12 protein-coding genes are annotated in these 11638 nt (G+C 65.2%); 8 read left to right on the top strand and 4 right to left on the bottom strand.

What is annotated here, in order from left to right:
• Positions 1 to 87: 87 nt before the first annotated feature.
• Positions 88 to 684, bottom strand: a complete 597-nt coding sequence (locus tag JHC79_RS21020; RefSeq protein ID WP_296394504.1) for a TetR family transcriptional regulator — start codon at positions 682 to 684, stop codon at positions 88 to 90.
• 72 nt (positions 685 to 756) lie between these two features.
• On the opposite strand from JHC79_RS21020, the gene JHC79_RS21015 reads away from it, so the two are divergent.
• Together JHC79_RS21015 and JHC79_RS21010 are read left to right on the top strand one after the other, a co-directional pair.
• Complete coding sequence (locus tag JHC79_RS21015; RefSeq protein ID WP_296394502.1) at positions 757 to 1743, top strand: ATP-binding cassette domain-containing protein; 987 nt, start codon at positions 757 to 759, stop codon at positions 1741 to 1743.
• A complete protein-coding gene (locus JHC79_RS21010; RefSeq protein ID WP_296394500.1) occupies positions 1740 to 2573 on the top strand; it encodes an ABC transporter permease in 834 nt (277 codons plus the stop codon). Before JHC79_RS21015 ends, JHC79_RS21010 begins: the two co-directional genes overlap by 4 nt.
• 31 nt (positions 2574 to 2604) lie before the next feature.
• Here the strand turns inward: JHC79_RS21010 and fdhA are convergent, their stop codons facing one another.
• On the bottom strand, positions 2605 to 3822 hold the full coding sequence (gene fdhA / locus JHC79_RS21005) for a formaldehyde dehydrogenase, glutathione-independent (RefSeq protein ID WP_296394498.1): 1218 nt from the start codon (positions 3820 to 3822) through the stop codon (positions 2605 to 2607).
• Between the two features lie 496 nt (positions 3823 to 4318).
• Here fdhA and JHC79_RS21000 point away from each other — a divergent pair, with 496 nt between their 5' ends.
• Complete coding sequence (locus JHC79_RS21000; RefSeq protein ID WP_296394496.1) at positions 4319 to 5272, top strand: GTP pyrophosphokinase family protein; 954 nt, start codon at positions 4319 to 4321, stop codon at positions 5270 to 5272.
• A 72-nt stretch (positions 5273 to 5344) separates the two neighbouring features.
• Here the strand turns inward: JHC79_RS21000 and JHC79_RS20995 are convergent, their stop codons facing one another.
• Positions 5345 to 6118: an SDR family NAD(P)-dependent oxidoreductase gene (locus JHC79_RS20995; protein WP_296394494.1), complete on the bottom strand. Its 774-nt coding sequence runs from the start codon at positions 6116 to 6118 to the stop codon at positions 5345 to 5347.
• A 178-nt stretch (positions 6119 to 6296) separates the two neighbouring features.
• Here JHC79_RS20995 and JHC79_RS20990 point away from each other — a divergent pair, with 178 nt between their 5' ends.
• The 5 genes from JHC79_RS20990 to JHC79_RS20970 all read left to right on the top strand — a co-directional run bounded on the left by JHC79_RS20990 (position 6297) and on the right by JHC79_RS20970 (position 11068).
• The gene (locus tag JHC79_RS20990) at positions 6297 to 7721 is read left to right on the top strand and encodes an MFS transporter (RefSeq protein WP_296394492.1); all 1425 of its coding nucleotides are present in this window, start codon (positions 6297 to 6299) and stop codon (positions 7719 to 7721) included.
• Positions 7722 to 7743: 22 nt separating this feature from the next.
• Complete coding sequence (locus JHC79_RS20985) at positions 7744 to 8619, top strand: transketolase (protein ID WP_296394509.1); 876 nt, start codon at positions 7744 to 7746, stop codon at positions 8617 to 8619.
• Position 8620: 1 nt separating this feature from the next.
• A complete protein-coding gene (locus JHC79_RS20980; protein ID WP_296394490.1) occupies positions 8621 to 9613 on the top strand; it encodes a transketolase C-terminal domain-containing protein in 993 nt (330 codons plus the stop codon).
• Positions 9614 to 9713: 100 nt separating this feature from the next.
• The gene (locus JHC79_RS20975) at positions 9714 to 10370 is read left to right on the top strand and encodes a GntR family transcriptional regulator (RefSeq protein WP_296394505.1); all 657 of its coding nucleotides are present in this window, start codon (positions 9714 to 9716) and stop codon (positions 10368 to 10370) included.
• Positions 10371 to 10543: 173 nt separating this feature from the next.
• Positions 10544 to 11068 carry a hypothetical protein gene (locus JHC79_RS20970; protein ID WP_296394488.1) on the top strand — a complete coding sequence of 175 codons (525 nt, stop codon included), beginning with the start codon at positions 10544 to 10546 and terminating at the stop codon, positions 11066 to 11068.
• Between the two features lie 111 nt (positions 11069 to 11179).
• Here the strand turns inward: JHC79_RS20970 and JHC79_RS20965 are convergent, their stop codons facing one another.
• Positions 11180 to 11470: a hypothetical protein gene (locus JHC79_RS20965; protein WP_296394486.1), complete on the bottom strand. Its 291-nt coding sequence runs from the start codon at positions 11468 to 11470 to the stop codon at positions 11180 to 11182.
• Positions 11471 to 11638 lie beyond the last annotated feature (168 nt).

Genomic DNA, 11638 nt, shown 5'->3' with positions numbered 1-11638 from the left:
ATCACCGACACAGCACTACGCTGGGTCTTCGACTCCACGGCTGAGCACGACGCCGGCAGCTAGCCCTCTGTGCACCGCGCGGGTCGGTCAGGCCAGTCGACGCACGATCGCACTCAACTGGTCGGCCGCCTGACGGCGGAACTCCGCCGATCGCGGGTCCAGGCCCGTGAGTCGTTTCGCCTCTGCTGGAAAGAGACTGCCCGACACCGTCATCGCTTCCAGGAAGAGCAACACGAAGGCCGGATCCAACTCGTCACCGATCTCCCCGGCCTGCTGCCTGCGGCGCAGATCGACCACCTCGTCGGAATCGGGCTCGTATTCGACATCCCCGGGGTCCTGATCGAGGTTCTCCCGCAGAAAGATTCGTTCGAGGTCCGGATTGTCGCCGAACGCGGCGAAATACTGCAGCGCGAGTTCAGGCAGAGGCGTCTCCGGGGTGTCGAACTCGGCCACCAACGTCTGCCTGCGCTCGGTGACGGCGTCGTACAGCCCCTGCTTGCCCCCGAAGTAGTACGCGATGAGTTGTTTGTTCACCCCGGCCCGGGCGGCAATCGCGTCCACGCGCCCGCCGGAAAACCCCTTTTCGGCGAACTCCGCCTGCGCCGCATCGAGCAGCGCGGCGCGGCTGCGCTCGGCATCACGAACTCGCGTGGAGCGTTCGGGCTGTCGGCGTCGACTCGGCATCAATCAACCGTACATCACACTTAGTCACCTATTTGGTTGACAAAAGGGGACTCGGCGCGCACCGTTGCTCCCATGGACGCAATGTTGCAGGCCGAGGGCCTGATCAAGACCTACGGCGCCGTACGCGCTTTGGACGAGGTGGATCTCGAGGTCCCGTCGGGGCAGGTGTTCGCGCTGTTGGGCCCGAACGGCGCAGGTAAGACCACCCTGGTCAGAACCATCGCAACACTGACCCGACTGGACTCGGGCACGCTTCGTGTCGCGGGCCACGACGTTCGGGGCGACGGCCAGTCGGTCCGTCGGGCGATCGGTCTGGCGGGCCAGTTCGCCGCGGTCGATCCCGCACTCACCGGGCGGGAGAACCTCAGGATGATCGCGCGCCTGTTCGGGCACGACCGGCGAGGCGCGCGCGACGCCACCGACCGTGTCCTCGAACAACTGGGTCTCACCGACGCCGGTTCGCGAACGGTACGCACCTACTCCGGCGGGATGCGCCGGCGTCTGGATCTCGGTGCCAGCCTCGTCGGCGCGCCGAGGCTCCTGTTACTCGATGAGCCGACGACCGGACTCGACCCGAGAAGCCGCGCCGAGCTGTGGACGGCGTTGGAGGAGTTGGTGTCCCAGGGCACCGACATCATGTTGACCACGCAATACCTGGACGAGGCGGATCGTCTCGCCGACTCCATCGCGATCATCGACCGCGGCCGGATCGTAGCGAACGGCACCGCCGAAGAACTCAAGACCCAAGCCGGCCAGGATCTCCTCGACGTCCGCCTCCGACACTCCGATGATCTGGCGAGAGCCGCCGAGCTGATCGGCGGCCAACCCACGATCGACCACGCCGAGCGACGAATCACCGCACCGGTGCGCGACGGCGCCCCCGAGATGCTCGCCCGCGCGGGCGCAGTGACCGCCGCCGGCATCGACATCGCCGACGTGGCCTTACGCCGCCCCAGCCTCGACGACGTGTTCCTGGCCCTGACCGGGCACCCGACCGAGGACTCCCCCGATCCCGCCGACAACCCCACCGGCGCAACCACACCGAAGGAAGCCGCATGAGTGCGATCGCCACCCACACCGCCCCTCCGACGTCAGCCAACCAGCCCGTCGGGACCGCCGGAGTGATCACCACCGTCGGCGCGGTCGCGCTGCGGACGAGCCTGAAGATCCTGCGCAGTCCACAGATCCTGGGCATCGCCATCGCGCAGAGCGTGCTGTTCCTGCTGATGTTCCGCTATGTCCTCGGCGGCGCCATCAGCACCAGTGGCGGTTCCTACGTCGACTACTTCATCCCCGGCTTCGTGGTGGTCACCGTGCTGTTCAACGCGGGCGGAGGTGCCGTCGCCGTCGCCGAGGAGGCCGCCGCCGGACTCTACGACCGCCTGAGATCTCTCCCGCTACCCGACGCAGCTGTCCTCGCAGGCCGCGCCCTGGCCGACGCCGCCCTCGTGTTCGGCGTCGCCGTCATCACTCTCGGACTCGGGTTCGCGGTCGGATTCCGGAGCAGCGCGGGCCCAGCCCAATGGATCCTCGCGATCGCCCTACTGGCCCTCGTGTCGATCACAACGGGTCTGATCTTCGTCTGGGTCGGGTTGGCCAGTGGCTCAGCGCAGGCGGCCAACGGGCTCGGCCTGATCAGCGTTCCGTTCTCGTTCCTGTCCAGCGCGTTCGTCCCCATCGATTCGATGCCGGGCGTCGTGCAGGCCTTCGCGAAATGGCAACCGCTGACGTTCTTCACCGACTCCTGGCGCGGTCTGCTCCTCGGACCGTCGGTGACCGACACCATGGATCACACGCTCGGCTTCTCCGTCGTCGGCTCGCTGATCTGGTGCGCAGTGCTCGCACTGATCGCGACGCCTCTCGCCCTGCGCAGCTACCGGAAGGACTGAGCGCGGGTGTCCAGCTCGGCGAGGGTGAGTCTCACGCAGCGAGCATGCCGTGAGGGTCGATGACGAACTTCCGGGCCACACCGCTGTCGAACTCGCGATAGCCCCGGGGTGCGTCGTCGAGGGTGATGACCGTGGCGTTGACCGCCTTGGCGATCGAGACACGGTCGGCGAGGATCGCATTCATCAACTCGCGGTGATACGACATCACCGGACACTGTCCCGTGGCGAACGACAGCGACTTGGCCCATCCCGTACCGAGACTGAGTGAGAGCGCTCCACGCTGCGCGGCGTCGTCGACACCACCGGGATCGCCGGTCACGTAGAGCCCCGGAATGCCGATCCCGCCACCAGCGGTCGTGACATCCATCAGAGAGTTCAAGACCGTCGCCGGCGCCTCGTGGCCCGACTGGGCTCCGTGCCCCTTCGCCTCGAAGCCCACGGCATCGACAGCCGCGTCGACTTCCGGTATCCCGAGAATCTGCTCGATCTGATCCTGCGGTGACCCCGTGCTGACGTCGACCGTCTCACACCCGAAGGACCGCGCCTGGGCGAGTCGGTCCTCGTTCATGTCACCGACGATCACCACGGCGGCGCCCAACAGTTGCGCTCCCACCGCCGCGGCGAGACCCACCGGACCCGCACCGGCGATGTAGACCGTCGAGCCGGGCTTGACGCCTGCTGTGATCGCTCCGTGGAAACCGGTCGGGAAGATGTCCGACAACATCGTCAGGTCAAGGATCTTCGCCATGGCCTGATCACGGTCGGGGAACTTCAGAAGATTGAAATCGGCATAGGGTGCCATGACGTATTCCGCCTGGCCACCGACCCAGCCGCCCATGTCGACGTAACCGAACGCCGACCCCGGGCGGTCCGGGTTCACGTTCAGGCAGATACCGGTCTTGCGTTCTTTGCAGTTGCGGCAGCGACCGCAGGCGATGTTGAAAGGGACCGAGCAGAGGTCACCGACCTTCAAGAACTCGACGTCGCGTCCGACTTCCACGATCTCACCGGTGATCTCGTGGCCGAGAACCAATCCTTCCGGTGCCGTGGTGCGGCCCCGGACCATGTGCTGGTCGCTGCCACAGATGTTCGTCGAGACGACCTTGAGGATCACGCCGTGCTCGCACTTTCGACCCACGTTGGCCGGGTTGACGCCCGGCCCGTCAGCGAGTTCGAGTTTGGGATAGGCGATGTCGTGAACCTCGACCTTGCCGGCTCCCGCGTAGCTGACTGCTCTGTTATCTGCCATGTCGGACTCCTTTGTCCGTAAGCAAGGGACCGTTGAGCCTTTTGCTGGATCCCTCGCGAGATGTGTAGAGACAGCACCCACCATCTGATCGATGCGAGCCTCCAGGCGCCCCTCATCGACCCGGTGTTCGAAACTGCTCCGCCTCTGAGCGACCGTCCCTCTACGCACCATAGAGCGTTCTTCGGCGTCACATAGCCCGATTCGAATACGTCCTGTGCACGTTGGCTTTTCGAGATCGAACGTGGTTCTCCCCCACCACCTTCGATCAGAGCCAACCGGCCGGCGTGGACATCACACCGTGGGCGGTGACGCTGCAAGCGGGGTGCCCGGTGACCGCCGCGGTGCAGAGTCAGAGCAGGCAGCTCTGCTCAGTGACTTCAGGGCCGCGCTCCGCGGAGCGCGGCGTCGAGTCGGCGGTGTCGTGCAGCTGGTGCGGCCCCCTCGTTCTAAAGTGTTCTCCAGACCTTCACCGGGTCCCGCGCGGAAGGGAGCGACCATGACCTCGGCGATCGATCGCTACCTACGAGATTTCAGACGGTTCCAGAAACTCACCGGCGCGATGGAGCGGTCTGTGACGACGCGACTCACCGAGTCCTACATCGCGGTTCACGCAGTCCAGTCACGCACCAAGGAGCCTGATTCCGCGGCCGGGAAGTTCGCCCGACTCGATGAGTTCGGGGCTCCGATATTCACCGACCCGTTGCACGAGGTGACCGACCTGGTGGGCGTCCGGGTGATCACCTACCTGACGTCGGACATCGCTCGCGTCGAGGAGGCGTTGATGTCGGCGTTCGAGGTGCGTCAGCGGGTCGACAAGACCTCCGTCACGCAGAGCGCCGGCACGTTCGGCTATGCCGGTACGCACTTGATCCTGCGCGCCGACGACGAGTTCCATTTCGAGGTACAGATCTGCACGGTGCTGCAGCACGCGTGGGCCGAGATCGAACACGGCATTCGCTACAAGGGTTCGCGCACATCACCGTCGGCGCCGATCGACCGCGCCTTCACCCTCGCCGCAGGTCTGATCGAGCTGGCCGACGCGCAGTTCGCCGAGGTCGACGCACTCCACAAGAGCGATCTCGCGCATGCCCGCGCCACGGAGGAGATCGAGATCGGCACGCTGCAGGAGGTGCTGACCGACGCCCTGCCCGACGTCAATCCTGGACGCGCGAACGCCTACGAATGGCTGATCACGCTGTTGGCCGCGAACGGCGTCACGGTGCGCGATGATCTCGACGAGTTCCTCGCAGCGTCCGACGTCGACGCCGTCATCGCCGCGATGGACTACAAATTCGCGCCCACGCACGTCCGATTGGTCGACGATCTCCTCCTCGCGAAATTCGGCGAGGACCACATCGAGCGGACGGCCGGCATGGCGTCGGACCGGGATCGCGAACCGAAACTGCGCTACCGGCTCGGGAGGCTGACTCAGAACGGTCAGCCGAAGTGATGGGACCGCACCCTTCACCGCGGTCGTGCTCCGATCGGAGCGCCTCACCGTAGCGGTGGCACGAATGGCTGTTCAGTGCATGTGGCTGCCACCGTTGATGTCGATGGTGGTGCCGGTGAGATACGCCGCGTCGTCCGTCGACAGGAACGCGATGACCGACGCGATCTCGCGAGTCGTGGCGGTACGACCGAGAGGGATACCTGCAGCAATCGCCTCCTCCTGCTCGTCGGTGCTGCCGACACGAATGTTGGTGTCGACGGCACCGGGGGTGACGGCGTTGATGGTGACGCCTGTGTCCTCGAGTTCGCGAGCCAGGGCTTTCGTGAATCCCAGCACCGCTGCCTTCGCCGACGAATACGGCACCTTGCCGAAGACGCCGCCGCCGCGTTGGGCGGAGACCGACGACATGGTGACGATCCGCCCCCAGCCCTGGGCGATCATGTCCGGCAGAAACGCCTTTGTGACGAGGTAGGTTCCGGTCGAGTTGACGGCGAACACCTTGTTCCACAACTCGAGACTGGTCTCGAGAAACGGTACGGGCGAGGTGATTCCGGCGATGTTGGCCACCGCACCGATCGGCGGCAGCGCTCCGGTTTCCACCTCGTGGCGAGAGGCCTTGTAGGCAGCCAGCACGGATACCTCGTCGGAGACGTCGACGGCGTGACCAAACGCGGGCACGTTGTAGGTACCGCCGATCTCGGCAGCCACCTTTGCCGATGTCTCGCCGTCGAGATCGAGCACGATCACGCCCCAGCCGTCTTCGGCATAGCGCTCGGCAGTGGCGCGGCCGATCCCCTTCTTCGAGGTGGCTCCGGTGATGACCGCGGTGCGCATCGTTGAGTTCATTGCTTCTCCTGTGGGAATTCCTGTGGTTCGCCTCAGGCTACGAGTGGGCTGGGTCACTGTCAACAGTCAACAGTTATCTGTTACCTGTTGACGAACCTATGAGTCGTAGGTCACAGTAGGCATCACTGTTGACAGTCAACAGAGCCTCGATCCATAGTGAGTTGCCGGAGGAGTTGCCATGAGCGTTGACGCTCTCAAGATGCGAGGTCCCGTCCGCGGGACGAAAGACGCGAAACGCGTCGCCATCGGTTCATCGGTGGGGGCGGTGATCGAGACCTACGACTTCATCGGGTTCGGCACCGCTGCCGCGCTGTACTTCGGGACCGCGTTCTTCCCGGGCAGCAGCTCGGTGGCCGGCACGCTGTTGGCGTTCGCCACCCTCGGGGTCGGCTTCGCCGCCCGTCCGATCGGCGGCATCATCGGCGGCCACCTCGGCGACCGCGTCGGCCGGAAACCCGTGTTGGTCGCGTCGCTGATCACCATGGGACTGGCGACCTTCGTCATCGGATTGCTCCCGACCTACGCGCAGATCGGTGTCATCGCGCCGATCCTCCTCGTCACCGTCCGGATCATTCAGGGCATAGCCTTCGGCGCCGAGTGGGGTGGGGCGATCATGATCAGCTACGAACACGCCCCATGGAAGAAGAAGGGGCAGTTCACCGGCATCGTTCAGGCCGGCTTCCCCGTGGGCCTACTGCTGGCCAATCTGGTGTTCCTGGTCAGTGTGCACCTGCCCGGCGACTGGGCCTGGCGTGTGCCGTTCCTCGCCAGCATCGTGCTCGTCATCGTCGGCCTCATCATTCGATCCAAAGTTCCCGAGTCACCGGTCTTCGAAGACGTCAAGAATGACGGGGACATCGTGAAATCACCTGTCACCGAGGCGATCAAGCACGACTGGCGCAACATCCTGCGCGGAATCGGTCTTCGAATCGCAGAGACCGCGGGCTACGCCGTGTCGATCACGTACATGATCTCGTACCTCCACACCGAGAACCTCGCGAGCAAATCGGAGACACTGACGGCCCTGTGCATCGCGTCGGGAATCGGCATCGTGGCCACCATGGCCTGGGGCGCACTCACCGACCACATCGGACGCCGCACGCTCTACCTCGCCGTGTGCGCCTTCGCCGTCCTGTTCGGCATCCCGATGTTCCTTCTCGTCAACACAGGCTTCTTCTTCCTCGTGATCGCCACGTTCGTCATCTCGTACGCCCTCTGCCAGAACGCCCTTGCCGGCACTCAGGGCGCCTGGTTCCCCGAGCTGTTCGACGCGGCACGCCGGGCCTCCGGAGCCTCACTGGCGTACCAGATCTCGGCGATGGTCTCCGGCTTCACGCCGTTCATCACCACCCTGCTGTTCCTCTGGATGGGCTGGTGGGGTCCGGCGCTGCTGTTCACCACATACGCCCTCATCGGACTGCTTGCCGCGATCTCGACAACAGAGACGTGGGGACCGACCGAGCGCCGACTCGCCGATCGTGCACTGGCCGAGCTGGACGCGGCCGACGAACTCGACTCCCGTCCGGCGCACATGGACGATGCCACGTTCGCCACCCCCACTACGTCGGGCACCACCGCCGCGCCCCGACCCGTCATCCACTGAGTCAGGAACACCGATGAGCACCATGACAACTTACGAGAATTCACCCGCGACGACGTTCTCCGCCCGGGTCGCTGCGGTCGAGGGGTTCGCCTACCGCAGCCGACACAACTCGCTCGACATGGGCGAAGAACAGGGTCAGGGTTACGTCGGCCAGGCCCTCGGCGCAGCCGACATCTTCGCCACCGTCTACGCCGACCGACTTCGCTTCCGGCCCTCCGAGCCCGATTGGAAAGAACGGGATCGCTTCCTGCTCTCCACCGGCCATTACGCCATCGGCCTCTACGCCGCGCTTGCGGAGGCCTGCATCATCGACCACACCGAACTGGCCACCTACGGCTCCGATGACTCCCGGTTGCCGATGTCGGGGATGGCGAGTTACACACCGGGCATGGAGATCTCGGGCGGGTCGTTGGGACACGGCCTGACCGTCGCGGTGGGAATTGCCCTGGGTCTTCGGCATCAGAAATCGGCGAGCAAGGTCATCAACTTCCTGTCCGACGGGGAACTCGACGAGGGCTCGACGTGGGAGGCGGCCATGGGTGCCCACCACCATCGTCTGGGCAACCTCACCGCAGTCGTGGACATCAATGCGTTGCAGGCCGACGGCGCCACCTCCACCATTCTTTCCACCGAACCGGTGCACGAGAAGTGGGCGGCGTGCGGTTGGTACGTCGAGCGGATCGACGGCAACGACGTCGCCGCCCTGTTGGCCGCGTTCGACCGAGCCGCGGACCTGTCCGGCGACCGACCCTCGGTGATCCTGTGTGACACCAAGGTGGGCAAAGGTGTTCCACTGCTGGAGAATCGAGAGAAGGCGCACTTCATGCGCATCGAAGAACACGAGTGGCAGATCTGTCGCGACCAACTCACCGCCGGCCACCCCTCGAAGGATTTCTGACATGACCACCACCACAGCTCCCAAGCTCAAGACCTCGGCGATGATCGCCTCGTTCGTCGACCCCGGCCAGAAGACCGCCACGGCCCCGTTCGGTCACGCGCTGGTCGAGGCGGCTGCGCAGAACGACAAGATCGTCGGCCTCAGTGCCGATCTCGCGAAATACACCGACATGCACATCTTCGCCGCGGAGTACCCCGACCGCTTCTTCCAGATGGGCATGGCCGAGCAGCTTCTCTTCGGTGCGGCCGCCGGGATGGCCGAAACCGGCCTGGTCCCCTTCGCGTCCACCTATTCGGTTTTCGCAGCGCGGCGCGCGTACGACTTCCTCTGCCTCGACATCGCCGAGCCAGAACTCAACGTCAACATCGTCGGCGGGTTGCCCGGGCTGACCACCGGTTACGGACCGAGCCACCAGGCGACCGAGGACATCGCGATCTTCCGGGGCATGCCGAACCTCACCATCGTCGACCCTTGCGACTCGGTCGACATCAGTCAAGCGGTGCCGCAACTCGCCGCCTCGGAGGGACCGACCTACCTGCGTGTGTTGCGCGGCAAGGTCGCGACCGTTCTCGACGAGTACGACTACACCTTCGAACTCGGCAAAGCCAAGACCCTGCGCGGCGGCGCCGATGTGCTCTTCATCAGCAGCGGACTGATGACGATGCGAGCGCTGCAGGCTGCCGAGCGTCTCGCAGCCGACAACATCGACGTAGCGGTCCTGCACTCGCCGACGATCAAACCTTTCGACTCACAGACCGTGCTGGCCGAGATGAACACCGACCGCCTCGTCGTCACGCTCGAGAACCACACTGTGATCGGCGGGCTGTTCGAATCTGTTGCTGCAGCGGCCACTCGGGTCGGCCTGGGCAAGCGTGTCGTCCCGATCGGACTACCCGATCAGTTCCTCGACGCGGGCGCCCTGCCGACCCTGCACGAGCGGTACGGGCTCAGCACCGATCGCATCTGCGCCACTGTCCGCGCCGAACTCGGCTGACGCGATAGCACTGGAGTCGTTGACCGGCCTTCGAGACCGTAAGCTGACAGTCGACAATTGTTTGTCGACAGTCACACCGTCGCAGTCTCAGGAGGTCGTCATCGCACCGCAATCGACCGCGCTACTGGGACTCGCGAAGACGAACCTGCGCGAACAGGCCGTCACGGCTCTTCGGGCTGCGATCACCAGTGGCGATCTGCCGCCGAGCAGCCCACTGGTCGAGACGGAGTTGTCGGAACTGCTGCAGATCAGCCGCGGAACCCTGCGCGAGGCGCTGCGCCAGCTCCAACAGGAGGGATTGGTCTCCGCCGGCGCACGGGGACGGCTTTCCGTCCGCCACCTCGACTCCAAGGAGATCCGCGACATCTTCGCCGTCCGCGCGGCTCTCGAAGCGCTTGCGGTCCGCGAGCTCGCGGAGAACCCCGACCGGGCCGAGCTGGTCGGCACCCTCCGTCGGGCTCTGGAGGTGATGGACGCAGCCGGTGACGACCTGGAGGCGCGGATCGAGGCGGACCTCGATTTCCACCGCCACCTCAGCCGTTTGACCGGCAACGAGACGCTCGTGCACTCGTGGTTGTCGCTCGAAGGGTCGATCCGGATGTCGATCATGTTCGCCGGACTCGACCGAGCGGTGGGAAACATGGACGTCGGCAAGCACAGCGCCATCGTCGACGCCATCGAAACGGGCGACGCAAACAAGGCATCGACCGCGATCGAATCGCATATGCGCTGGGCATCAGCGAATCTGATCGACTGACGCCGGACGCTCCACCCTGTGGTCTCGGCTTTCGCGCCGAGGACCGTCCACCACGAAATTCGCGAGGACTCGGTCAGAGATGTAACGGATTACCGTTGCTAACCGACGGAACTAGTGCGTACCAGGACCGGTAGACGCCATCGCCCCTAGTTGCCCTGCTGAGGAGAATCGAAATGAAGCGCTTGTCACTGATGCTGGCCACCGCGGCCGTCGCCATCGGCACGTCCGTTCTCGGAGTCGGTGTCGCACAGGCTGCTCCCGGTGTCGACCCCGTCGCGAGTCTGGCCGCCGCGGGCGTGCCCGCCCCGATCGCGGCCGCGGCCGCCACTGCGACACCGGTCGCCGCCTCCGCCGAAGAAATCAATCTCGCCAATCCGACGGCAGGCAACCCGGGCCTGCAGGTCGATGCGCGTATCGACCACACCCGTAAGACGATCGCCGTCATCCAGCGCGGGATCATCGAGCGGTCACAACTGACCGCGGCGTGGGTCAATCTCCGCACCGGCGCAAGCGGTGTCACGGGCTTGCCGCAGTCGGTGCCCTCCACCGACCCGCGGAGCTACCCCGACCGTGTCGGTGTCCTGCCCACGGGGGCCGGTCCGGTGATTCTGGTCGTCTACGGCCCCACACCGTCGCAAACAGGTCTCATCCCCCAGCTCAACTACATCCTCCCGCGCGTCAGACTCATCCAGGTCTGACCCACCTGAGCTGATGCCAAGACCGTTGATGGCCGCCCTCTCGGGACATGAGCCGGAGCCCTTCCCCCTCTCCGTTGCGCTCCGCGGAGCGCGCTCACACGGCGATCGGTGTCAGTTGGCGTGGCGGATCTGACGCCAGGTCTCGCCGGCAATGAGGTAGATCTCCGAACTCATCCGGTGTGCATCGCCGTCGAGCTGCAGATCACTCAAACTGCCACTCCCACCGAAAGAGGTGAAGAGACGCTGCACAGCGTAGGGGTCTCCTGCTGCGATGGCCGGTCGGATCTCCCCGATCCGCCGGGCCCAGAAGTCCTCACCTGCCGTGACAAGGGCGAGTTCGAAGTCTCGTAACAGCCCCAACAGATGTTCCGGGATATCCACACCGACTTCCGCGTCGCGCATCACGGGTGGGGAAGGCGCTCGAAGGTGAGGGGGTGGAGGAGTCGCGAACGTGAACAGCCGGTCGACATGACACGAGACTAGTTTGTGGCTGCGGAGGGGCCACGAAGGAACATTGTGTGGCCAGAGTCGGGATCGAACCGACGACCTTCCGCTTTTCAGGCGGACGCT

The sequence above is a fragment of the Williamsia sp. genome (assembly GCF_016462415.1).
Lineage (GTDB): Bacteria > Actinomycetota > Actinomycetes > Mycobacteriales > Mycobacteriaceae > Williamsia_A.
Note: the sequence above shows the minus strand (reverse complement) of the source record. Positions and strands in the feature narration are given on the sequence as shown.